General features: G+C 33.9%; 14 protein-coding genes. 7 read left to right on the top strand and 7 right to left on the bottom strand.

Annotated features, from left to right (window positions below; all coding sequences use genetic code 11):
* Positions 1–176 precede the first annotated feature (176 nt).
* From ACP6PL_RS03345 to dnaA, 3 genes are all read right to left on the bottom strand, one after another.
* Positions 177–1,808: a hypothetical protein gene (locus ACP6PL_RS03345; protein ID WP_426542536.1), complete on the bottom strand. Its 1,632-nt coding sequence runs from the start codon at positions 1,806–1,808 to the stop codon at positions 177–179.
* Between the two features lie 656 nt (positions 1,809–2,464).
* Positions 2,465–3,652, bottom strand: coding sequence for a DNA polymerase III subunit beta (gene dnaN, locus ACP6PL_RS03340; protein ID WP_426542534.1), 1,188 nt, complete (start codon positions 3,650–3,652; stop codon positions 2,465–2,467).
* Positions 3,653–4,144: 492 nt separating this feature from the next.
* Positions 4,145–5,515, bottom strand: a complete 1,371-nt coding sequence (gene dnaA, locus ACP6PL_RS03335; protein ID WP_426542532.1) for a chromosomal replication initiator protein DnaA — start codon at positions 5,513–5,515, stop codon at positions 4,145–4,147.
* An 800-nt stretch (positions 5,516–6,315) separates the two neighbouring features.
* Between dnaA and ACP6PL_RS03330 the strand changes: the two genes are divergently transcribed.
* The 6 genes from ACP6PL_RS03330 to rpoD all read left to right on the top strand — a co-directional run bounded on the left by ACP6PL_RS03330 (position 6,316) and on the right by rpoD (position 17,435).
* Positions 6,316–7,299, top strand: coding sequence for an alpha-ketoacid dehydrogenase subunit beta (locus ACP6PL_RS03330; RefSeq protein WP_426542530.1), 984 nt, complete (start codon positions 6,316–6,318; stop codon positions 7,297–7,299).
* Between the two features lie 1,342 nt (positions 7,300–8,641).
* Positions 8,642–10,027 carry a protein translocase subunit SecD gene (gene secD, locus ACP6PL_RS03325; RefSeq protein WP_426542528.1) on the top strand — a complete coding sequence of 462 codons (1,386 nt, stop codon included), beginning with the start codon at positions 8,642–8,644 and terminating at the stop codon, positions 10,025–10,027.
* Positions 10,028–10,075: 48 nt separating this feature from the next.
* Positions 10,076–11,062 (top strand): protein translocase subunit SecF, encoded by a 987-nt coding sequence (gene secF, locus ACP6PL_RS03320; protein ID WP_426542526.1) that lies wholly within the window; start codon positions 10,076–10,078, stop codon positions 11,060–11,062.
* Positions 11,063–11,418: 356 nt separating this feature from the next.
* Positions 11,419–11,805 (top strand): hypothetical protein, encoded by a 387-nt coding sequence (locus tag ACP6PL_RS03315; RefSeq protein WP_426542524.1) that lies wholly within the window; start codon positions 11,419–11,421, stop codon positions 11,803–11,805.
* 851 nt (positions 11,806–12,656) lie between these two features.
* A complete protein-coding gene (locus tag ACP6PL_RS03310) occupies positions 12,657–13,433 on the top strand; it encodes a M23 family metallopeptidase (RefSeq protein ID WP_426542522.1) in 777 nt (258 codons plus the stop codon).
* 2,841 nt (positions 13,434–16,274) lie between these two features.
* A complete protein-coding gene (rpoD, locus tag ACP6PL_RS03305) occupies positions 16,275–17,435 on the top strand; it encodes an RNA polymerase sigma factor RpoD (RefSeq protein ID WP_426542520.1) in 1,161 nt (386 codons plus the stop codon).
* Between the two features lie 819 nt (positions 17,436–18,254).
* On the opposite strand, the gene ACP6PL_RS03300 is transcribed toward rpoD, so the two are convergent.
* The 4 genes from ACP6PL_RS03300 to ACP6PL_RS03285 all read right to left on the bottom strand — a co-directional run bounded on the left by ACP6PL_RS03300 (position 18,255) and on the right by ACP6PL_RS03285 (position 23,261).
* Positions 18,255–18,869 carry a CP12 domain-containing protein gene (locus tag ACP6PL_RS03300; protein WP_426542518.1) on the bottom strand — a complete coding sequence of 205 codons (615 nt, stop codon included), beginning with the start codon at positions 18,867–18,869 and terminating at the stop codon, positions 18,255–18,257.
* Between the two features lie 157 nt (positions 18,870–19,026).
* Complete coding sequence (locus ACP6PL_RS03295; protein WP_426542516.1) at positions 19,027–19,947, bottom strand: ribonuclease D; 921 nt, start codon at positions 19,945–19,947, stop codon at positions 19,027–19,029.
* 1,330 nt (positions 19,948–21,277) lie between these two features.
* Positions 21,278–22,264, bottom strand: coding sequence for a pentapeptide repeat-containing protein (locus ACP6PL_RS03290; protein WP_426542514.1), 987 nt, complete (start codon positions 22,262–22,264; stop codon positions 21,278–21,280).
* Between the two features lie 157 nt (positions 22,265–22,421).
* A complete protein-coding gene (locus ACP6PL_RS03285; RefSeq protein WP_426542512.1) occupies positions 22,422–23,261 on the bottom strand; it encodes a pentapeptide repeat-containing protein in 840 nt (279 codons plus the stop codon).
* A gap of 247 nt (positions 23,262–23,508) precedes the next feature.
* Between ACP6PL_RS03285 and ilvD the strand changes: the two genes are divergently transcribed.
* On the top strand, positions 23,509–25,194 hold the full coding sequence (ilvD, locus tag ACP6PL_RS03280) for a dihydroxy-acid dehydratase (protein ID WP_426542510.1): 1,686 nt from the start codon (positions 23,509–23,511) through the stop codon (positions 25,192–25,194).
* Positions 25,195–25,555: the final 361 nt, after the last annotated feature.

Here is a 25,555-nt window from a genome sequence, read left to right as displayed (position 1 = left end):
TTTGATTAGCGATCGCCTACCTAATTGTACCTCACTAGCTTGGGAAATGCTATATTGAAAGAACTAGGTGGCTTATGCACTGGGAAACCTTGAGAATTACAGCGATATTTTTGACTGAATATATGACACAATAACTTGGAAAGATTGGCTAGAAATTTTTCAGAATGAAATGGATTTTATGATATTCCCTGATGTAGCCTTACCATTGGCATAAATAATGATTTTTTCGTCTCTTCTTTGCATTCCTCTAAAATAATATATAAGCAAAGGTAAGACAATAATATCCAAGTGAAACGATAAACAAATTTTTGTTCAGAGTTGAAATTTTCTTGATTTTCTGTGTCTTGGTTTAAGCGTTGATTATCATAATAAAGTAATATGTGTTTGTATTTTTTCTCGAAATATTTTTGATAGTAACCTAAACAAGGATTAGTATTAGGCATCCAAAACACAGGCAATGCTTTAATCCCTTCAATGTCATATTTTAGTTGAAATTTTTCTGGCGTACTTTCTCCTTGAAAATATCGAATATCTTCTATCTTGATATTCACTGGTAGTTGACATAGAGCATTCTCACTCACACAAGTCTTATCAATAGAAATATATTTCAAAACTGTCTTTCCTTCTCTCAAATCTTCCTGAAAAAAATCTCCTGTAGAAAGACTCTCTGAATCTCTGTTTAAAATTTCTCTACTAATACTTATTACACGATCTTCATTACATACTGGTAACCTTCCCTTTTTGCCTATAAAATTTTTCAAAAGTATCCGTAGACTCTCAACTTTTTCTTGAACACCACGTTCATTCAAACCTCTGAGTATACCTCTAAAAATTCCCTTTTTTTGATTATCATCATTGCCTTTCAACTGAATTAATACTGGCTCAAACTTAGATATAGGGTCATAATTAAGTTCGTCATCAAGATTATAATCTTCTGCACTAGAATCATCACAGGCGAATATAAAATAGTACAAAAAAACCCTAATCAATACCTTCCTAGCAAAACTTTCTCGACTTTGAGTATCCGGATCATCAAGTTTTGCTTTATGCTCCGAATCCTCTGGATTAATAATATCTAAATTATACTGAAAAGAAGTTTGACCCCTATCTGTTTGTACCTTGCCATTCAACTTTAATTTTAAACCCAATGTAAACTGAACTTTTCCTGTTTCTCTATCTCTACTTTCCCGTAAATTTCCTTCAATAGTAGGAATAATTGTCAGAGCATCAAAAGCTTCCCCACGAGCAAAAACATCTTTATAGTTAACAGTTACTCCAGCATAATAAACCTCAAAATCATCAGTTTGTTCATCTAAATATTCTTCCATTAATTTGAGTCGCCGAATTAAATCCTGTAGATAAATAAAACCCTTAGTATTTCGCTCTTTACTGTCAATATTTTGTTCAATATGTTCTAAATAGATAATAATTGCTTCTCTTTTCAATTTTCCTAGAGTTTCTCTATCCGCCAGTTTTTGCAATAAATTAAAATCTGATGATTCTTTCTTAATATCACTTTCTAAAATCTCATAAGCATCTTGATTATCAGTTTCTTCACAGACGTCATCTATGTGATTTTCAATTCCTTGTCTTAACTCAGATAAAAATTGTTGAGTATTCTCCACTATAATTGTTAGTTTCGCAAACTTCAGTAGAGAATCACTGTCATTTTTATCAGAGTCTAAAATTAACTCTTGTGTTTGTAATCCTGTATATGGCTTGTTAAAAGGATAAGATAAACCTAACTTCTTTGCTTCTCCCTGAAAAGATTCTAAATTCGTCGTTAAACCTTCTATAAAATCAACCAAATTTTTTTCTTGTAAAGCTGAATTGAGATTTTCTTGTAGACAATCTTTGATTTTTTCAATTTTTTCTCCAAACTCTTTTTCATTAGCAAAATTGATTGTTGCAGAACGAACAAACCTAGTATCACTAATCGGATTTTCAACTTTTGTCTTGGTAACAGAAGCAGCTATCTCATCAATATTTATCTGTAAAATTTGACGATCGCTCGATATTTTAAACAGATTTTTTTACGGTAATTTCTGCAAAATATGTTCAAATAAACTGTCATAGTTAACACGAGCGAGATTATCACCTTCCCTTAATTCATTCACCATATCTAATTGTTTATTAATTAATCACTATTTTATATACGATAATCTTAATTAAGTTGTAAAAATCCAGAAATATAGCACTACGGGCAAGTCAAAAGTAATTCTTGAGTGAGTTTTAGGTGCGCAAATGCTCTACAAACGGAATTAAATTTCGGTATCCTAAATACGCAGTGCTATAAAAGATGAGAAATATTTCCTATTAATTCTTGAATTTTCAGACATTTTACACAAATCAAATCAAACTATGATTTAAGCATTTAGCTATTTAGCATTACACTAAAATTCAGCAGGTTAAAACATATAAAATGCTTAAACCTACCAAAAAATCTATGATTAAAACTTATCCTCTAACCTCTCAACTGAACAGGCATAATTAAATAAGTCATTTTCAACCCACCCAAAGGATTTAAAACCACTGGAGTTGTAGCCGTATTTAACTGAATAGAAATCTCCGAAGCTGAAGGAATAGCCTTCAAACCTTCAATCAAATACTTAACATTAAAAGCAATTTCTTCTGGCTCATCACTGGAAATTTGTGCAGCCATAGATTCTCTACCACTACCTACATCTTGAGCATCTACAGATAAAGAAATTTCCTGATTAACATTATCAATCGTACACTTCAAAATATTATTTTTCTGGTCAGCTAAAACAGCAATTCTTTCCACCGCTCCTAAAAATTGTTTTCTATCTACATTAATTTGATTAGTAAACTTACTAGGCAATAATTGTTGGTAAGCTGGATATTGACCCTCCAATTTTCTACTCGTTAAACGTTGCTCTCCTAACTCAAAAATTACCTGACTTTCATCAAATTTCAACGCCACAGAAGAATCAGATTTACCCATCCCAATCATCCGTTCAATTTCCCTTAAAGCTTTTGCTGGAATTGTCGCTTCAAACTCTGCAATTTCTCCAACCTCTTCTGTTTCTTCCTCACCCTCTGGTGTTACACTTTCAGTCTCTACTATTGCCAAGCGATGACCATCCGTCGCAGCAAAAACCAAACCATCTGGTTGTACTTTTAAGTTGACTCCCGTCAATACTTGTTTAGTTTCATCTGGACTTGTGGCAAATAGAGTTCCTTTCAAACCATTAATCAAAGCTTCCGGGGGTAAATTTACAACTTCCCCATCTTCCACACTGGGTAACTCTGGATATTCCTCCCCTCCCATACCTCTGACTTGATAACGTCCAGATGTAGAAGTAAGAGTAGCGATGTAGCTACCGCTAGGCTCCGCCAACGCTTCCCCTTCATCATCATCAATAGTAATATTACCGTCTGGTAATCTAGAGACAATATCGTTAAATAATTTGGCAGGTAAAGTTAAACTTCCACCCGTTTCTACAACTGCTGGAAAACTGGAACGAATACCTAAACTTAAGTCAAAACCTGTTAACTCTAAACGTTGATTTTCTAAATCTGCTGTTAATAAAACATTTGCTAATACTGGATGATTAGGTCTAGAGGGAACTGCACGACTAACTAGAGAAAGGTTACTACTTAAGTCACTCTGAGTACAAGTTAATTTCATTAGAGTCTTAGTTATTTATATAAGGAACCGGAAGTTTTTTTAAACAAAACTCACCTCGAACTGAAATCCTAACATTCTTAACTTTAGTAATCTAGACCTCTTACATGAAACGAAAAATATTAGTAATAAAATCTCAAGTTAATATCTGTGGAAAATGTGGAAAACTATAAAAAATCTTTACTGTATCAATGATTTCACAAATAAATAGCCTGTGGAAAACCTGTGGAAAAATCTATTTTTGGGTCACTTCAGTTATCAATTATCAGTAACTCAAATTTTCTATAGGCAAAAAAATTTTTGAAAATTAAAACTGAATAGATTAAGATCAAGAAAGTCCAACTTTTGTTTTCTATCCCTCTAATCTTCTCATCACCAACTTTTGGTGAGTGGGAAAAGTGCCAATAAAAAAACTGAAACTCTTACCTATTGCCTGTTGCCTGTTTCCTAAAAGCAGTAAGATTTTTATCCACAAATAAAATAGGATTGCTATCACTAATCACGACTAGAAAAATTAATCCTATCACTCAACTGTCGAATTGTTTGAGCTAAATTTAAGTCACTACCTTGTAACTGAGTAATTTTGTCACAACTATACAAAACAGTAGTGTGGTCTTTTCCGCCAAAAACCTCTCCAATTTTTGGCAAACTCAAATCAGTATGTTGTCGCATTAAATACATCCCAACTTGTCTTGCCAAACTAATTTCTCGTTTTCTAGAACTACCTTTCAAATCCTCTATAGATACATTAAAATTGTCGGAAACAACCTTAATAACTGCCTCTGGTGATGCCTCCAATTTTTCCGTTTGTGGATTTAAAATCGGTGCAATATTATCCACAGTCATTGGCAAACCAGAAATAGAAATATAAGTAACAACCCTAGTCAAAGCACCCTCCAACTCCCGAATATTTGTCGGATATCTAGTGGCAATATACTCAATTACATCCCTAGGCAAAAGCATATTTTCATACTCAGATTTTTTCAGTAAAATTGCCATCCTAGTTTCCAAATCAGGAGCTTGAATATCTGCAATTAATCCCATAGAAAACCGAGAACAAAGACGCTCTTGTAAACTAGGAATTTGATTTGGAGGTCTATCAGAAGCTAATACTACTTGTTTGCCAGCTTCATGCAAAGTATTAAAAGTATGAAAAAATTCCTCCTGAGTATATTCCTTACCTTCAATAAATTGAATATCATCTACTAATAAAACATCCGCTGCTCGATAATGGTCTCTAAAACTTTGTAGACTATCTTTACGAATAGCAGCAATCAAATCATTAGTAAATTTTTCTGTAGAAACATAAAATATTTGAGAATCAGGAAAAATATCTAAACGATAATGACCAATAGCCTGCATTAAATGAGTTTTACCTAAACCCACCCCACCACATAAAAATAAAGGATTAAACTCTCGCCCTGGAGACTCTGCCACCGCTAAAGAAGCTGCATGAGCCATACGATTATTCGGACCTACAACAAATCGAGAAAACATATATTTTAGATTAAGATTTGCTGGTTTAGGCTTTTGAATAGATAAATTTTCTAGAATATCAGCAGCACCTTTATGCTCAGGCCATATAAGTCCAGAATCGTCTTTTCCACCATCTTCATCTATAGAAGTAGTTAAGTAAATTTCTACTGGGTAACCGAGAATATCATGTACGACACCAGCAATGGTTTTTATATAGTATTTCTGTAACCAATTTCGAGCAAAAGGGTTAGGGGTACGAATTACTAAACAATTATTTTCTAATTGTTCAGCATTGGCTGTTTTAATCCAAGTTTCAAAAGTCGGTCTGCTTAACTGTAATTGCAGCCTTTCTAAGACTTGGTTCCACAAATTATCAAGAGAAATTTCCACTGCTAACCTCTTTGTTATTTTGGTACAGAAATAAATTCAATTTATAAATTATTCAATAAAAATTTGTTGTTTAGAACCACCAAACAAGTTAATTCTTTGCTAAAAATACTGGTTAAAATATCAAGTTAAATTGTTTACACTTTAGTGGTTTGGTTACCAAACTACTACCAGATAAATTTAGTTAACAATATAATTTATATTTTATTCTATAGTAATTAGATTTTAGCTTGACAAATGTTTATTTTTATGATATTTAGGCAGTACTAAATAGAAAAGAAGTAAAGTACAATTAGTGAAAAAGCTGCTTAGATAACCCTGGAAAAGGTTAATATTAACATTTAACTAGCTATCAGCTAAAACTTTGATGATCTGAAAACGTGATGTGCATTGGTGGTTGGTCATCTATATCTCCACTACTATGCCTGGAAAGCTGTACGTTGCCAACCTGATATACCTTGTAAAAAGGTGGCTGGAACTTCCGTTAAAGGTCAACTTCTTGAGGGCGCCCCTATTTCTAGGTAAGTATTGATTGACGATCAATTTTTCTACCAACTCAACGACCCAAAACTCAAAAAAACTAGCAAAGACTGATATTCTTTCTTGCTGTAGGGGAGTAAAACCCTACCAGCATAAAAGCAGAACAAACATTGTCATTTTTGTTTCTCCTGTGGGGCAGCATGGGGAATTAAAACAAAGCTCAGGATATGTCCGAACCAATAGGTGGAGTCACTGAGAAGCCTAAATCTGACTCTCAGGTCAGTTTGGGAACTGCCACCTAACTCATATAAACAATCTGTTAAATGGCACAAACTTTATTATTTAACGCTCTCCGTGCAGCCATTGATGAAGAAATGGCCAACGACCCAACTGTATATGTTCTTGGTGAGGATGTGGGTCATTATGGAGGCTCCTACAAAGTTACCAAAGACCTTTATCAAAAATATGGGGAACTGCGTGTCCTTGATACTCCCATTGCAGAAAATAGCTTTACAGGAATGGCTATAGGTTCAGCTTTGACTGGATTACGGCCTATTATTGAAGGAATGAATATGGGGTTTTTATTATTGGCATTTAACCAAATTGCTAATAATGCTGGAATGTTACGCTATACATCTGGTGGCAATTTCAAAATCCCATTAGTGATTCGTGGCCCTGGTGGTGTAGGTCGCCAGTTGGGTGCAGAGCATTCCCAAAGATTAGAAGCGTATTTTCAAGCTGTTCCTGGGCTGAAAATAGTAGCTTGTTCAACTCCATACAACGCCAAAGGTTTGCTTAAGGCAGCTATCCGTGATGAAAATCCGGTTTTATTTTTTGAGCATGTTCTTCTCTATAATCTCAAAGAGGACTTACCAGAAGAAGAGTATTTGTTACCTCTAGATAAAGCAGAAGTGGTACGGAGTGGAAAAGATGTTACTATCTTGACCTATTCCCGAATGCGTCACCACGTTACCCAAGCAATACAAACTTTGGAAAAACAGGGTTATGACCCAGAGGTAATAGACCTAATATCTCTCAAACCCCTAGATTTTGAAACTATTGGTAGTTCTATTAGGAAAACTCACAGAGTGATTATTGTTGAAGAGTGCATGAAAACAGGTGGCATTGCTGCTGAGTTAATTGCCTCAATTAATGAAAGATTATTTGATGAATTAGATGCACCTGTTCTGCGATTGTCTTCTCAAGATATTCCTACACCTTATAATGGTACACTTGAAAGATTAACAATTGTACAACCAGAACAAATTGTTGAAGCTGTGCAAAAAATGGTGGCGATGAAAGTTTAAATCGAAGGAAGAAGGAAGAGAGAAATGAGGAAGAAAGCCGATTAACTTTTTTGCCTGAAATTAACTCTTACTTCTTCTTTTCTGCTTCTTACTTCCTTATAATAAAATACCCAACTGAATGCTTGCCAGTTTAGTGCTATTTTTTACTAATTAATTACTCTAAATGAGTTGCAAATCTTTGTGGGTATAGACTTTCCTTAAGAGAGCATTTACAGCATATAGCAAGTAAATGAGGTACAGTCCTTAATTTGATGAATCCCCAGCATTGAAAATTTGCTTGACAAACTTTTTTTGTTGTACCTCATAAACCTAAAATAGGCTGTATTAACTTAGTTAAAAGTCTTAGATAATTTAGCTTTAATAAATTTGTGGCTTACTAGAAAATAACTGCCCAAATCTAATGTATAGCAAGAAATTTAACTTCTTAATATTTACTTGATAAATCAGTTCTAAGGAGTATTTGTTTATAGAAATATACCAATCAGGAATGATTTATGATATTTTTAAGAAAATTTAAGATAAATCAACATCCTTTTATATTCTGACTCCTGACTCCTAATTACCATAAAATATGAGAAATGAAACATGATTGCCATATAGCAATTACCTATTAGGCTCCGTTTTTTATTTTTCTATTATTAAACGGCTTTCTAGATTGCTTAATTTGTACAATTATCATGAAAAAACTATAATTCTTAATTCTAGATTCTAGCAATTTCCATACTGGTGAGGTACAAAATTTGTTGGTTTTAGAGAGTAGGGAGTAGTAATTCGCGTTCGATAGCAATAGAAAATAAGGAAAACAACTGTATATCAGTAACTTAAGAAATGCTATATATAACAATTTAGCTTTTGAACTTAATAACTTACTAAAGTTAGCTGATTACCTTTTTATTTGCTGAGTCATGCTACGCAGACATAAATTTTAATTCTCCTTAGAGATTAATTCCTCCTGACAAGACAATGGATTAATCACTCATAGCTGAAGCTTATAGTTGAATACTTACCGCTATGTTTAAATTCAAAAGTAAGATTCAGGAAATATTTATTTCCTAGCATAACCATCAAAATAGAGAAATAGTTTAGATATCTTGAATTTATAAACATTTTCTCATGCCTCGATATTTACATTATAAATCATCTAAAAAACATCAAAAAAAATAAAATTGCTAATACCATTGCTATGTAAAAATGCACTGAAAAATTATTACCTAGACCTGAATTGTACTGAGAAATATTATCTTTCATTAAGTGCAACTTGATGGGAAAATGGTATAACAAAAAAACAAAATATTAATTATCTATAATAATACTCTAAATGCTGCTTTCAGCTAGTTAAATCATGCGCAAACAAAACTCTTATATAGCCTTAATCTTAGTTCTAGTTATCGCATCAATTACAGTATTGAGTCAAATTCCGATTCGTTTAGGATTAGACCTCAGAGGTGGGTCACAACTAACTATTCAATTACAAACTTCTGAGGAAATTCCTACCATTGATGAACGTGTAATGGAAGGAGTCCTAAAAATAGTAGAAAATAGGGTCAATGCTTTAGGTGTATCAGAATCAGTAGTCCAATCTTTAGGACAAGACCAAATTTTAGTCCAACTACCAGGAGTAAATGATCCGGAACAAGCAGAACGGGTTTTAGGAGGGACAGCTCAACTTGACTTCCGAGAACAGTTACAAGGGACTGAACAACAGTTAGCAATTGAATATCAAGTACAAAGACAACTATTAGTAGAGCAAGAATTACTCAGAAATAGTGAAAACCAAGAAGCTATAGATAAAAATTTGGATTCTCTCCAAAAAACTAATGAGGCGATCGCTGGACTATTCAAAGAACCAACTATTAAAGGCCAAGATCTGAGAGATGCTTTAGCGGAACCAGAAGCTCCTGGCTCTAATAACTGGAATGTGGCTTTGCGCTTCACTTCTGAAGGAGGACAGAAGTTTGCTGAACTAACCAAAAATTTAGCAGGAACTGGACGTAGTATAGGTATTTTCCTAGATGATAAATTATTAAGTGCCCCTACAGTTAGTGTTGAATTTGCGGAAACAGGTATTACTGGTGGTAATGCAGTCATTCAAGGTAGATTTACCGCTCAACAAGCAAATGACCTAGCTGTACAACTGCGGGGTGGCGCTCTACCTGTATCTGTAGAAATAGTTGAAAATCGAACCGTTGGGGCAACTTTAGGTAGGGATAGTATTGAGCGTAGTGTCTATGCTGGAATTGGTGGCTTAATTCTAGTGTTAGTATTTATGGTCTTTTACTATAGGTTGCCTGGCATAATTGCTGACGTAGCTTTAGTTATTTATGCTCTGTTTACCATTGCTAGTTTTTCCATCTTGGGCGTTACTTTAACATTGCCAGGAATTGCTGGTTTTATCCTGAGTATTGGTATGGCAGTAGATGCGAATGTTTTAATTTTTGAACGGACAAGGGAAGAGTTACGAGCTGGCAAAACTTTATATCGTTCTGTAGAGTCTGGCTTTTATCGAGCTTTTTCTAGTATTTTAGATGGTAATGTCACAACTTTGATTGCTTGTGTAGCACTATTCTGGTTAGGAACTGGTTTGGTAAAAGGTTTTGCCCTAACCTTGGGAATTGGTGTAGCAATTAGTATGTTTACCGCCCTTACTTGTAGTCGAACTTTAATGTTTTGGACAATTGGATTTTCCCAATTCCGCAAACCAGAATTATTCTGTCCAGAATTGAAATAATCTCACAACTTAAAAGCTAATACCTCAAATATCATTGGTTCAATAAAAATGAAAATAAGTGTTATTAAACAGCGATCGCTTTGGTGGACAATTTCAGGGTCGATCATACTTAGTGGCTTAATTGCTATGGTTATTTCTTGGACTAGGCCAGATATTAGTGCGCCTTTACGTCCAAGTTTAGACTTTGTTGGCGGTACTAGGTTACAACTAGAATTAGATTGCACTATACCCAATAATTGCAATAAAGCTATTACAGTTGGTGCTGTGAGAGAAATAACAAGCAACCAAGATTTAGGCAATACCAGTATTCAAGTTGTGGGAGAAGAGAAACAAGCTCTTGACATACGCACAAAAACTTTAGATGTTGATACTCGGACTCAGTTAATAACAGCTTTAAGTACAGAATTTGGCAAATTTGACCCAAACTCTACTCAAATTGATACAGTTGGCCCTACCTTGGGACGACAAATTTTCACCTCTGGACTATCAGCTCTACTGGTTGCTTTTTTTGGTATTACAGTATATCTAACTTTTAGGTTTCAGTTAGACTATGCCGTATTTGCTTTTGTTGCCCTATTCCATGACATATTAGTAACAGTTGGTATTTTCTCAATTCTTGGTTTAGTAGCTGGTGTGGAAGTAGATAGTTTATTTTTGGTTGCCTTACTAACTATTATTGGATTTTCTGTTAATGATACAGTCGTAATTTATGACCGAGTTAGAGAAGTAATTAAGCGCTATCCAGGAGAATCAATCGATCAGATAGTTGATAATGCTGTTAATCAAACTTTAACACGGTCTATTAATACAACTGTGACTACTTTATTACCGTTAGTTGGTATTTTAATATTTGGTGGAGAAACTTTAAAGTATTTAGCTTTGGCTTTAATTATTGGTTTTATTGCAGGTTCTTACTCTAGTATATTTATTGCTAGTACACTTCTAGCTTGGTGGCGCGAGCGCATTGGTGAATTTATTCCCAACCCTTTAGAAGAAAATTCAGAATTATTAGAAGGTCAAGAGAATACTGTTTAGATATAACTCATAACTAAAGAAAATTATAACTTTTAAATTTTTAGAGCTAATTAGTCAACTTATCTCAATGTGCAATATTCCCAGGAAAATACTTATTTATTGTAGTTATCAGGAATAATTTTTCTAGTAAACTAAAAATTTCAAAACCTAAATCTAGGAAACTACTCAAGCTCTTATAGAAGTTTTCATTAAAATAGATCACAATTATCAGAGTACTCTATGTGTGTCAAAAAAAACTCTAGTCTTAAGTTTATAAATTAGCTATTACAGCTTGAAAAAAATTTATATCAACTTTTACTGTCAGATAGAAAAAATTATCTCATGCTTTTTTTTCTTATTCTTTCAACATCCTGAAAATGTGTAAAGATGAGTCAGTTTTACAAGTCCAAGTACAAAGACTCTACAGACTAATAATCTATTTTAAGTGGTTGATAGTTGTATTGCTTTGGAGCAGTATTGGTTCTTTAAGTATATGGAGTTTACGGAGAGAAATTTCTTTGTGGGTAGAGCATTTTACTTGGGTTTCTGTACGTTATGCTCTAGCTTATTATAAGCTGTCTACCCTTGGTTTAAGTCTATGTCTTGGTACTACGACTGCTATTTTAGTTTGGCAAAGTAGAAACATTCTTTGGGGCATATCTCCAGCAGAACAAAAGCGCTTAGAACAACAAGTAAGTCAGATTAATCATCAAGGGCCTACTCATCCCTTATGGAAGTGGGTAATTGAGGATAATTCAAATTGATACATATTATAATATTATAACCAGTGAAGCATTTACTCTATATACGAGATAGCTTTTTTTAAAGCTTAAAGATTTATTTTTTATACCAATTTGCCTCAATAATGTCAGAATTTGAAGTTAGAAATAATGGCCTGCAATTATTGTCAATTAAATTTTCCCTCCTCATACAATCTTAATAGGTTATTTTTGAATGTATGACTTTTGACTTCCGTGAAATGATATTATGCCAATTAAAAAAAAGTTGGCTATAAATTTCTAGGAACTAGGATTCAGCAAGAGAGAGTCGGAATTTACAATGCACCACATCTAACTATTTTTTTGAGTATTGTTTTTGTATCTTGGCAACTATTTTTGCTTCTTAGGCATCAACATGAGATTTAATTTTTAGCATCATAAACATTATGGGTAAAGTCTTTAAATCACTACTATAATTTGTAATATTTTTTGATTAAGTTGCTATTCTAGCAGAAGGAGAATCCTGATGAAGTACTGCAAGCCAAACCTTATTTGCTAAAGGCATTATAGCTATTTTCCAGTCAAAATTTTTGAGCCAATGCTATAAGGTTATTGTGCAATTGCAAAACTTTTTGATTATTTAGAATATAGAAAAGGCTCTAGTACCGCTACGCGGAAGTCAGAATTCAGAATTCAGAAGTTTTGATTGGTAAGGCTTTGAGTATTTTGTTACTGGTCACTTATTTCCGTCATCCTGCACTAGTGCTTTTCAATTCTCGGTTTCTAATATTAATCATTTTTTACTATTTTATTAGATTTAGTTTCAATTTCAATTATTGAGAAAACTATAATTAGTATAATGAGGTATTAGTTATTAATAAAAACAGATCTAAATTATGCATTTTTTTAGTAAAAAAAAATCTCAAGTATTGCAAAATAAAAAGTTATTTAACCAAAATTTAAAACCATATAAAATCCTATTTATTTATATAATCAAACAAGTTATTTTACAAATAAAATACAATCCTCATACTGGTAGAATTAAAAATTTTTTTGTTTTTTTAATCTTTATATTTTTAATATACATAACTGTCTTAGCTCCCTTAATCAAAACAGGAGTTAAAATAGTAGGGCAAACATTAAAAAAAATAGTCATTGTTCAAGAGTGGGTGGAAGATAATTTCCCTAAAATTACTCCTTTGTTGATGCCATACTATGGTAAATCAGATAAATTTCTCCCTTATGTAATTCATACTCCCTATTTCATTGATAATAGTCCTCCAGGAGCTTATGATTTTACTCTTGAGCTAAATGGTGAATTACAAGTTCCTATTCCAGCACCTTGTAAAGGAACTATTCGCGGAACTAGATTTCAAGGCCGAAATGGGAGTTTTACAACTGCCCAAGGTGCGGGTCAGATAGTTGAACTCATGTGCGATGGCACTAATTATTATTGGTTAATGGGTCATTTGTTACAAGGTTCACCACCAACAAAAGGAACGAGAATTAATCAAGGACAACCAATTGGTACCCAAGGTCTTACAGGAAGAACCTCTGGTTATCATGTCCATGCTCAGATTCATCATCAGAGTGGACAGAGAATTACTGATAGAAAAGTAACCCGTCCTCTTGTTGAAAATTACATCAAATTTTTGAGAAAAGGTTCTGATTGAAGAGAAATACTAGAATCTGAGAAAGCTTCTGTAAAATAAATATATCTTAACAACTGTAAAGTTATGGCAACACTTGTCGCAAATTCTTTGACTGATATTTATATTTAGTAGTTAGCAATACCTGTGAAAATTAATTTCATCTTTATTCAGGGAGTAGGTATATCACAAATAATTTGTCTTATTTACTTAGCCTCATCAGCAAATATATAATTAATTTTGCTTGACTACTTAATCTATAATTAATTTTATTCCTATTCAGCACTTACACTGATTTTTTGGGCATTGCCTAGTTTTAATACCAATTTTAAAAAATAATGTTACGAATAGTAAGGGCAATAAAAAGATTTTACAGGAGATTTACCTTTGACAAAAAAGATGATTTCCCAGTTCAAAAATGATATAGAAGCTATTCCCATACGATTCCTGACTCCTGACTCCTAAAAAGTTCCCTAGCTATTTGTAGCAAACATTTATCAAATTGGTATAATATGCGTTTATAAAAATTGGAGCATGAATATCTATATATGACATCTTAACATCAAGAACGTAATTTCTCTTAATATAATATTTAACTCCAATTGCTAAAATTTGAGCTAAGTTATAGATAACGACTATATGTTACCGAAAATTTTGGTCTAGATAAATGTCCTTATATAAATTTTTTTATCGATTATTGTAAACTGCACATCAAAAAATTAACTATTAATTTTACCCACGAATTTTGGAACTAGAGCGTTGACATTTCATCAAAGTAGTTAAAACTAATTAAGGATGAATACCAAAGTATAAGTATAAGATTAGAATGATTAATTAATTTGTGATATTAAATAAATATATCAATTTTGACCTGTAATGAGTATAACAATTACAAAAAATAATAAGTTTGTGAGAATAGGAGTGGGCGTTCATAAAATAATCTGTTAAACTAAAAACTATCAAGGTTTTCAGAGTTAGCTTGAATTAATGTTACATCCAGTGAAGCAGATACACAAAATTAATTACACATTTATATAAGCTGACTTTTTTCCTTTCTCAAGATCCCAGGGAATGAGAATAGATCAATAATATTGTTGAGGTACTTAATTATTAAAATTAGTATTGATTCTCATAGTGAAATAAAAACATGAACTTGACCCGGAAAATTGAATCTACTATACAAGTCAAAATAAAGATGGACTAAGAAAAAAAACTAAATTTATAAATATTATATTTATAAATTTAGGAAAAAACATCGCAATTATGACAGATAGAGTAAAAAAAATCCAATAATATAGGAATTAATAAAAACATTTACGAAAAGTCTGGAAAATATTAATAAAGTAATCGAATCACTTGAACCAAAATTTGTTGGGCAAAATTTATATATAGTTAAAATTAAGTCCGATAAAAATAGGAAATCATTGGTACAAAATATAAATAGACAAACGTTGAGATTGTTACCCTTGTGCCCTTTTACTAGAATATTTTCTACACAACCTTGTCGAGGATTAGTATATGTGTGAAAAAATTAACAGTATTTTTCTAAACACAACATAATTATATAGTGTAGTGGAGGTGATTAATATATAGATTATTGCTAGCATGAAACTAATCACATTAATCTTGCAAAAATCTTACAATATAGATACAGGAGAAGTAATGACAAGAGTAAATCCTAGAAAAAAAGGAGGTTGACAAACTAAAATAGATATTAGTCCCTTTATGTTATGGGGTAAAAGATTTTTATAGCTAGGGTATAATTTGTTATGTTTTAAGTATTTCCCTGAATTATTTACCTCGTATATATGGCACCATAGCCAACCATCTGTAAATTGTGTAGTCAAATTTTTGATTTTTCACAAAAACTAAAGAAACCATGTTGTTATGGTCTTGAACTAAAACCCCAGGCAATCCTCGAACTAATATTTATAGTTAGGTTAAGATGAAAGGCTGGATAACTATGAACTACACCCTTCATGTCCAAATATTTGTCATTGAGTGGGTTTGGTCATGGATTAAATTGAGCCTTAAATTAACTGTGTCATTGTTTTTTATTGCTAATAGATATAGAGCTGAAATTGGTTGAACCAATTCTTTAGATAGCCTAAATTGACATGATTTCCTGATCATAGCCTTTAACATAATTGGCATGATACAGACTAACTTGAAGAAAGATTTCCGACTTTGATGGGATAAATAATGACTGTCATGGCAGCTTAATCTATTAGCATAAGTAGATAGGCAGACGACACACTCAAAGTATAAGGGGAAATCAGATAGTTAGTAATTATGCATTGTAATTTTTTCGGCAACCCTATGAGTTAGCATTTTAGCAACTATTGACCATTAATATACAGGACTACCAGATAGATAAGACCTTTGATTGCTCTGAGTGTGGTTTCTCTATGGACCCCGATCTAAATCCAAGTATAAAGAGCAAGATATGCGGTTGGCTTAACCATTGATGCCTGTGGAAGTCCTGCTGCTGAGTGTTACCCTAGAAGCAAGTAAACATTAAAGCATCACTAATTGTGACGTTTTATGAAGCAGTTGTGTGGGTTATCCCACTGTGAAAAACAACTATAAGGAATTTTAGTTGAGGTACTTTAAATGTAGAAAATGATACTGGCATGACCGCTAGCCAGAACATATTACTCTGAAGACTATGAAAAAAGAGTCAATATCAATAAAGTAAGCCTTAAATGGGTAAAAATTATTCCAGGTAAACTCAGGAAATTTCTCAGTTTCCAGCAAAAAAGATAAACCATACAGATTTGGTCACTAGCTATACTGTCTTAAGATAGACAGAAAACTTCTGTAAAGTAATTTATTCTTCAACTTAAGGAGCATGAGGAACGCGACATGATCCAGACTAACAATGTAATCGAAACCACCATTCAGCCTGAGCTAGAATCTAGCGACTTATTTCAGCCAACCCCAACCAGACAAATAAATGATGAGTTAGACATTTTAATCGGAGATAGAGAAGAATATATAGATGCTCAGTCTGATGATGATGATCTAAAGTCTGGTAAAGTTGCCAAATCTCGTACTCGCACTGCGGGCAAAAAAAAGCATTACACAGAAGACTCAATCCGCCTTTACCTACAAGAAATAGGAAGAATCAGACTATTACGAGCTGATGAAGAAATTGAATTAGCCCGTAAAATTGCAGATCTTCTGGAATTGGAGCGAATTCGAGAAGATCTAATGTACCACTTAGCTCGGGAACCCCAAGTGAGTGAGTGGGCAAATGCTGTAGATATGGAATTGTCAAAGTTTAAGCGTCGATTAATACTTGGGCGTAGAGCTAAAGAAAAGATGGTACAGTCTAATCTACGTCTGGTTGTTTCCATCGCCAAAAAATACATGAACCGAGGCTTATCATTCCAGGATTTAATTCAAGAAGGTAGTTTAGGATTAATTCGAGCAGCAGAAAAATTTGACCATGAAAAGGGCTATAAATTTAGCACCTACGCAACTTGGTGGATTCGTCAAGCTATTACCAGAGCGATCGCCGATCAGTCTCGTACTATTCGTCTACCAGTTCATTTGTATGAAACTATATCCCGAATCAAGAAAACTACTAAGCTTCTTTCTCAAGAAATGGGTCGTAAACCTACAGAAGAGGAAATAGCAACTAGCATGGAAATGACTATAGAAAAGTTGCGTTTTATTGCTAAGTCTGCTCAACTGCCTATATCCTTAGAAACTCCAATTGGAAAAGAAGAAGATTCTCGACTGGGGGATTTTATTGAGTCAGATGGGGAAACTCCTGAAGACCAAGTATCTAAAAATTTATTGCGAGAAGACTTAGAAAGTGTTTTAAATAGTTTAAGTCCTCGTGAACGGGATGTATTACGTTTGAGGTATGGGTTAGATGATGGTCGGATGAAAACTTTAGAAGAAATTGGACAAATCTTTAATGTGACTCGCGAGCGGATTCGACAAATTGAAGCAAAAGCTCTCAGGAAGTTGCGACACCCAAATCGGAATAGTATTCTTAAAGAATATATCCGCTAGAAAAGTTAGTCGGTTGTCTATTACCTATGTCTATTACCTAATTTTTTGACTGGTGTTACTTAAGAAACTTTAAGTGCTAGTAACCAGTGAAATACTATGGGTAATTAATTGTAGACATACTGAATTTGTTAGGTTTAATTGTGATCATGTAAAAGATATGCCGTTAAGTCTTAGAATTTGTGATTTCCCTGAGCGTGGCATATCTGTAGGCCGCGTATGAGACAAGTATTAATTTGAGAATGCGGTCAACTTAACCATTTATTGCTGTGGATGAGTAACCGCTAACGGTCTCAGTGGAACCAGGAAGTAAACATCAGATTGTTACTTAATTAGGACTTACGCAGAAACCGAGTTTATCAAGGAAGTTTGGTGGTTTGAGAGACAATAATCAAGGAATCAACCCGTTTTCTTGGTTTGTTTGCGTAAGTCCTGTTAATGTAGCGCTTTGTATCAGTTTTATAGATAGGTTCAAATATATTTGCTCCTTTTGATGGGGTGTTACAAACTGCTAAACTCCATCAAAAGGTATTTTTTTTCCTTTATAGGACTTAGACCAAAGCCATATATAGTTTATAACTATTGCGCAATAGTTGATAGTCTTTATTGTAGAAAAATGCATAAGTCCTATTCTATAGACTCTGTAGATATTGCGATCGCCTAATATATTATCGGGGCTATTCTGAATAAAGTCTAAAAACTGATTAGTAATAGTTATATCTATTAGGATTACCGTTTTTGCCGATCGCCAAAAAAAGCACTGGATATTACCCTCAGTGCTAAAAGAAAAAATCTTATATATATACAGGTAAAATTCTGAAACTAAACATCGTAACTTCTTGCTTCAGCCGCTTCTGGATTATCCTCACAATAAAGATCAAAAGCAGTTTTATCAAGTCTTTCTGACTTCTGGTGAGCAGCTTCAGCTTGTAACTCCTCTACAATATCCCAAGCTGCTGCACATTCCTTAGAAGTAACACCTTTTTCTGCACAAATACTTCTTGCTTCTTCAATAGCTGCTTCTATTCTCTTTTCAAGTAGCACAGATTTTGGTTTTTCAACAAAATCACTCTTGCTTAAAATATCTGTAACTGAAATAATACCGACCAATGTATCTTTAATCACAGGTGCTCGGTGTATACCTGTCTGAGCAAATAAACGTGCCACATATTCTACACCTAAATCTGGATTCACAACAATACAAGGCTTAGTCATAATTTCATAAACTCGCACTTGTTTAGGATCTTTCCCGTATGCAGCAACTTTATAAACAATATCTGCTTCTGTGACGATACCATAAGCATCTTCCTCACTACGTCGTTCCACAATTAAAGAACGCAGACATAAATCGTTCATCTTCTTCACAGCATCAGCTACTGTTGCCGAACCCTTAATTTTTTCAACATCTGTAGTCATAATATCTTTAGCTTGCATCATCTTGACTTTTCCTCAATAATATGTATTTAATTGATACTTCAGCTACCAGTATTTAATAGCTTTCCTATTAACTAAGAGTAGGATACAATAGTTACTTAGTCTACGAATTGAGCAAATTCAATAATTAAAAATTGTTGCAGTTTTTCTAATTTTCTTGCTAATCTTGCTCAGTCATATTTGGAAAACCCTTAAAAGTCAATTTCCAACTAGAACTACTCTCTGTATTGAGAGAAAGTTCATTAATTATATTACCAAAATCTTTTTGTAGTTTTTGAGTTAGAGTAATGGGAAAATCCAAATCTATTTCCTTATTTTGTACTATCGTTGCTAATTCAGCAAAATTAACTTTCTGAGTAATTCGTTCTACAGATGATAATTTAAAAGTCGAAGTTTCAGAAATATTCTGCGCCTGCATAGCTAATTTTATCCGTTCAAGTATATGAGAAATTTCTGAATCTAACAATTTCCATTCATGTAGAAGCTCTTGATATCTGTGACTTAGTTCATCTAAATTATCAGTAGCAGGTTCAGAATTATTTTTTTGAATTAACTCTAACAAGGCCAAGTGTACTTGAGCTAAGTAAACCGAGTCCATCTTTGCATATTCAAGTTGTTTTTTTGTGAGTGGGCGTTGTCCCCAATCACTTCCTTGCACTTCTTTATCTATGTTTTGAAAGTTAGTTAGTTTTTCAGCTAATGTCTTCAATTTGCAGTTAGATACTGGTAAAATATAATAAGGTAATTTTTTAGCTATTTCCCAAGTACAAGTAATATTTTTAGCTTGATTTTTACCCAGGAATTTAATGTCATACTTAGCATTGTGAAATACCTTCTCAATGTCAGGATTAAGCATGACTTTTTCGATGAAAAAATGAATTATATTATCATGCTCTAAAACATCTAAAATATAAACATTGTCGCCTACTAAATCTTCAGATTCAGCCAACAATTGAATTAAGGATAACCTAGGTTTACGAGTATTATAATCAGCAACTTCTGTATCAATCCAAAGCAAATCAGCTTGAGTCAATTTCTCAATAGTGTTCTTAATATCATTACTTTCTGTCAAGTAAAACATAGAATTTTATTAAAATAAATATCTCTAATACCAAATCTAAAAAGTCATGCTAAATCTTCTTGAGAGTAGGGATTAGGGAGTAAGGATTAGGGACTAAAGTCATTAAGAAGAATATATAGCAATCCGCCCATTGTTTGTGACAGTTTTAATAATAGTTAATTTGAGTCCTTAACCTTGAAAATTATGACTGCTGTAGGGGCGAATTACTAATTTCCCCTAACATCAAAATATTACAGCCTAAATAGGATTGCTATATCTCTATAATTGTAATTGTTAAAAACATTACTAAACCATTATTATTACTTAATAACTGAAGTCTTAATGAACTATAGCATTATTTTGAGGAATTGGTATAAGTAGCAGAAAATAAATACAACTGCGTGAAGAACGACTAACAAATTAGCTTTGAACCATACTTTTAATTCTAGTTCAATACTCTCAATACTAATTCCACCTCTGGCTGAAAATAAGTTAATAAGTGTTAACGTCGTTACGACTCAGGAAGCTGTCTATTAGATGACGGCTAAATGCTTAAAATTTTAATAATCAATTTATGCCAAACTCATAGATACACATGAACACTAAAAAAAATTAATCTAAAACTATAAGCTGAAAGAAATCAAATATCCATTCAATAAATAGTTTTCCTTTGATAGATGTGATTGATCAACAAAAGTATTTGCTGTTAAAGGTAAAGAAGTCATATCAAATCCGGTTGAATACTTATTATATAGTTGGGGGGATGGGGAGATGGGGAGATGGAGACAAACTCGTAAACACTCTCCGGTGGGGAATTTAGCGATATATCTATTAAAGTAATTGAAAAAATTATAAATACATATCCTATGACCAGATTCTATGTGCAATTAACCGGATTTGATATCACAACTAAATTTACCGAAAAATTAAAGTATAAAGCCTCTCCATTCATCGAGAAAAAGCGGTAGTTTGCGTTTCGCTGGCGCAAAGCTTTCCTATCGGAATGCTACCGCAAACGCTAACGGCTGTCGCCGACATGAAAAGCATTAGCGTTAGTGAAGCTTCTATGAAAGAGACAGCTCCTCTGTTTCGCTATGCAACATGTTTGTGGAGCATTCCGTCAGGAAAAAGCGCAGCTCCTCCGGAGGAGGCAAGAAGCAGCATTTCATAGGATGGGATGCCGAGGTCTCCTTTCCCTCTAGGACGCTACACGTTTTCCTACGGAACATGAAAAGCGGAGCTTTGCCCTGGCAAACAGCATATCCAATCGACCAACAGAACAAAAAAATTCCTTTTACCTAATCCTTCTATTACAGAAGAAGTAATGATTAATTATTAATTGTTAAAAATATCAATTAACTGTACCATCTGGCATCATAGCCTGTGTTAAATTAGTATTTCGTAAATCCACCCCATCCAAAATTGCTCCTCTTAAACTAGCTCTACTTAAGTCAGCACCATCAAGATTAGCTTCACTCAAATCAGCCTTCCACAAATAAGCTTCCTCTAAACAAGCACCACTTAAATCAGCTTTATGCAAATCAGCTAAATTCAGATTAGTTTTACTCAAATTAGCATCAGTCAAAACTGCATAAGATAAATCAGCTCTTGTCAAAACTGCTCCACTTAAATTACTATAAATTAATATCGCATTTCTCAAATTAGAGCCATTCATAATTGCCTCTTTTAAATCACTAAAAATTAAATTAGCGCCACTAAAATTGGTAGCAGTTAAATCGGCTCCACACAAGTTAGCAAACTTTATTTTAGCCTCACTAAAATTTACCCCATTTAAATCCATTCCATGTAAATCTACTTTCGTCAAATGTGCTTGACTGAGATTAACTCCTGTGAGTAAAGCACCTTGTATTAAGGCTTCATTCAGTCTAGCGCGACTCAAATTAGCCCAACTCAGGTTAGCATTTTTCAGATTAGCAGAACGCAAATTAATACCACTAAGATTAGCTCCACATAGATTAATACCTTCTAGATTTGCACCTCTCAAATTAACACCAGATAAAATAGCACCACTTAATTTCGCACCAGATAAATTTGACTTAACTAAAAAAGAACCCTCTAGATTGCTTTTTGTTAAATCCGCATTAATAAGTTGCGCCTTTCCCAATTTAACAAATTTCATATTAGCCGAGTAAAGAAAAGCATCAGAAAAATTTGATTCATAGAGAAAAGCGTGACTGAAATCGACACATGCTAAAGAAGAACCTGCCAAATTAACTTTTTCTAAATTGACTCTTTTTAAATTTACCCCGACTAAATTTGTTTTGCTAAAATCTCTTTCTCCTCGAGAATATCTAGTCTTTAATTCTTCAGCTTTCATGTTGCTTTTCTCCTATAGTTTACCAGCATTAAATTGTAAATATACTTTAATTATATTAGATTACAACAGCTAGACTTTATGAATATTTGTTAATATAAAGAATCAAAAACAACACCTATTATAATTTAAAATTTTCAGTTAACAGCAACAAGAATTTTTAGGGAAAAGTTGTACCATCAGGCATAATTGCTCCTCTCATATCTGCATCTCGTAAATTAGTTTTATTGAGCTTTGCGTCAATTAAAACAGCTTTGACCAATATTGCTCCTGTCAGATTTGACCAACTTAATTTAGCCCGAAATAAGTTAGCCCCACTGAGATTAGCACCTCGTAAAGTAGTCCAACTAGCATTAGTAGTTCGTAGTTTTGCTCCACTTAAGTTAGCTTCACTCAGAGTTGCCCCAATAGTAGTAGATTTACTCAAATCAGCTTCACTGAGATTAGAACCACTTAACATCGCTCCACTCAGAATTCCATTTGTCAGGTTCACCTCCTCCAAAATTGATTCATTCATCAAAGCATTTGTTAAATTTGCAAACTCTAAGTTAGAACCACTTAAAATAGACTTAATCAAATTAACTCGAATCATTGTAGATTCACTCAAATTAGCTTCAGTCAAATTCGCCTGACTTAAATTAGCCTCCGTTAAATTAGCACCCCTTAAATCAGCTTGACTCAAATTCGCTTCTCTAGCATTAGAACCCCGTAGATTAGCTCCACTCAAATTAGCATTAGTCAAGTCAGTTTTCACCAGACTTGTTCCAATCAAATTAGCTTCGCTCAAATTCGTTCCATTTAAATAAGCATCCCCTAAACTAACCTCTCTGAAATTAACTCCACTGAGGTTAGCATCTTTCAATATCACATCACGGAGGTTTGCCCTAGTAAAATTAGCATTACTTAAATCAGCTCCGGTTAAATCAATTCCAACCAGGGCAATACCTTTAAAATTTCTTTCCCCTGCTTCATATTGCTTGAGAAGTTCCTCAGCCTCCATTTGCTCTGCCTCAACCTATTTTCTATTTTATATTTTATATTTAAAGTAGGACATTACAAATTACTAAGGTAAAAAACCAGTTTCCCGGAAGTCAAAAGTCAAAAATCAAAAGTCAAAACTATGACTCCATTGATGAATCAAAGAGATTGCAAGACCAAAAGCCTTTTTCCCTCTCCAAAGATAAATCCGGAGGCTTGTATACAGTTGATTTTTTTGGTCAAATAAGATAGTAGAGTCAAAAAATACTATGCCAGAAAATAGAAGAAGCCAATTAGTAACTAAAGGAGTACAACGCGCTCCAAACCGAGCTATGTTGAGAGCTGTAGGTTTTGAAGATTCAGACTTTACAAAACCAATTATTGGGGTTGCCAATGCCTACAGTACCATTACTCCTTGCAACATGGGTATCAATGATTTGGCCATGCGAGCCATGAGTGGAGTGAAAGAAGTTGGAGGAATGCCACAGATATTTGGCACTATTACCATTAGCGATGGTATTTCTATGGGTACTGAGGGTATGAAATATTCCCTGGTATCTAGAGATGTAATTGCCGACTCCATCGAAACAGTTTGTAATGGCCAAACTATGGACGGAGTTCTTGCTATTGGTGGATGTGATAAAAATATGCCGGGAGCGATGATAGCGATCGCCCGCATGAACATTCCCGCTATATTTGTTTACGGTGGTACTATTAAACCAGGCAACTACAACGGTAAAGACTTAACAGTTGTAAGTGCTTTTGAAGCAGTAGGAGAATATAGTGCTGGAAAAATTGACGAAACAGAATTAACAGAAGTTGAACGTAGAGCTTGCCCTGGAGCTGGTTCCTGCGGAGGAATGTTCACTGCCAATACTATGTCTTCAGCTTTTGAAGCAATGGGCATGAGTCTGATGTACTCATCAACAATGGCTGCCGAAGATGCAGAAAAAGCAGATAGCACAGAAAAATCAGCTCATGTTTTGGTAGAAGCTATTCGGAAACAAATTTTACCTCGTCAAATTATTACTCGCAAAGCTATCGAGAATGCAATTTCAGTAATCATGGCTGTAGGGGGTTCTACCAATGCAGTGTTACACCTACTGGCAATTGCTCATGCTGCGGATGTGGAATTATCTTTGGATGATTTTGAAACAATTAGGGCAAGAGTACCTGTATTGTGTGACCTGAAACCAAGTGGCAAATACGTTACCACAAATTTGCATCAAGCAGGTGGCATTCCTCTAGTAATGAAAATGCTTCTAGAACATGACCTACTCCACGCAGATGCTTTAACTATAACTGGTAAAACTATTGGAGAGCAATTAGCAGATATACCTTCAGAACCACCTGCAAACCAAGATGTGATTCGCCCTTGGGATAATCCCATGTATGCTCAAGGACACTTAGCTATTTTAAAAGGAAATCTGGCAACTGAGGGAGCCGTTGCTAAAATTACAGGAGTGAAGAATCCAGAAATAACAGGTCCAGCGAGAGTATTTGAGTCAGAGGAAGCTTGCTTAGAAGCAATATTAGCAGGCAAAATTCAAGCAGGAGATATTATCGTAGTTCGTTATGAAGGTCCGAAAGGTGGACCAGGAATGCGAGAAATGTTGGCACCAACCTCAGCTATTATTGGTGCTGGTTTAGGAGATCAAGTAGGATTAATTACTGATGGTAGGTTTTCTGGTGGTACTTACGGTATGGTAGTTGGTCATGTAGCTCCAGAAGCAGCAGTCGGTGGAGGGATCGCTCTAATCAAAGAAGGAGACATGATTACTATAGATGCTCATAAGCGTTTACTACAGTTAAATATTTCTGATGAGGAACTAGAAAAGCGTCGTCAAGTATGGGAAGCACCGACACCCCAATATACTAGAGGTGTATTAGCTAAGTATGCTAAGTTAGTTTCCTCTAGCAGTGTTGGAGCAGTAACTGACGCTGGATTAGATTAGAATTGAATTGATAATTATCGGATTTTGCTTTGATAATATACTATTAGGACTTACGCAGTACAACGTATTTTCGTCCCTATCGACCGACAGGGAAGCAATCTCAAATCCTAGTTTTTCCTACCTCATGCGTAAGTCGTGAGTATATTTAGCAGCAAATTCTGAAAGTTATGAGTAAAGTTAAATAAAGATACTATAGACATCCTCAGTTTCAGCTTATATAGTTTGAAGCTAAGGATGTTACTTACTTTGGTTATAAATCTAATCAAGGCAATTCTAAGTAATACCATTTGAATATTACAAATAACTAGTTCATTAATTGATAATGGATAATTGATAATTACCTCTGGTTAAAACCGTTCGG

Origin of the sequence: Dapis purpurea BLCC-M126 (assembly GCF_050015975.1) — a bacterium.
Lineage (GTDB): Bacteria > Cyanobacteriota > Cyanobacteriia > Cyanobacteriales > Microcoleaceae > Trichodesmium.
The sequence above is the reverse complement of the archived record's forward strand: the minus strand, read 5'-3'. Positions and strand labels throughout refer to the sequence as shown.

What these genes read in the sequence shown, in the direction of transcription:
- secD (WP_426542528.1), top strand. Translation starts at nt 8,642, where the DNA reads ATGCGCAAACAAAACTCTTATATAGCCTTAATCTTAGTTCTAGTTATC.
- dnaN (WP_426542534.1), bottom strand. Translation starts at nt 3,652, where the DNA reads ATGAAATTAACTTGTACTCAGAGTGACTTAAGTAGTAACCTTTCTCTA.
- ACP6PL_RS03290 (WP_426542514.1), bottom strand. Translation starts at nt 22,264, where the DNA reads ATGAAAGCTGAAGAATTAAAGACTAGATATTCTCGAGGAGAAAGAGAT.
- ACP6PL_RS03300 (WP_426542518.1), bottom strand. Translation starts at nt 18,869, where the DNA reads ATGATGCAAGCTAAAGATATTATGACTACAGATGTTGAAAAAATTAAG.
- secF (WP_426542526.1), top strand. Translation starts at nt 10,076, where the DNA reads ATGAAAATAAGTGTTATTAAACAGCGATCGCTTTGGTGGACAATTTCA.
- rpoD (WP_426542520.1), top strand. Translation starts at nt 16,275, where the DNA reads ATGATCCAGACTAACAATGTAATCGAAACCACCATTCAGCCTGAGCTA.
- ACP6PL_RS03330 (WP_426542530.1), top strand. Translation starts at nt 6,316, where the DNA reads ATGGCACAAACTTTATTATTTAACGCTCTCCGTGCAGCCATTGATGAA.
- ACP6PL_RS03285 (WP_426542512.1), bottom strand. Translation starts at nt 23,261, where the DNA reads ATGGAGGCTGAGGAACTTCTCAAGCAATATGAAGCAGGGGAAAGAAAT.
- ACP6PL_RS03315 (WP_426542524.1), top strand. Translation starts at nt 11,419, where the DNA reads ATGTGTAAAGATGAGTCAGTTTTACAAGTCCAAGTACAAAGACTCTAC.
- ACP6PL_RS03310 (WP_426542522.1), top strand. Translation starts at nt 12,657, where the DNA reads ATGCATTTTTTTAGTAAAAAAAAATCTCAAGTATTGCAAAATAAAAAG.
- ACP6PL_RS03295 (WP_426542516.1), bottom strand. Translation starts at nt 19,947, where the DNA reads ATGTTTTACTTGACAGAAAGTAATGATATTAAGAACACTATTGAGAAA.
- ilvD (WP_426542510.1), top strand. Translation starts at nt 23,509, where the DNA reads ATGCCAGAAAATAGAAGAAGCCAATTAGTAACTAAAGGAGTACAACGC.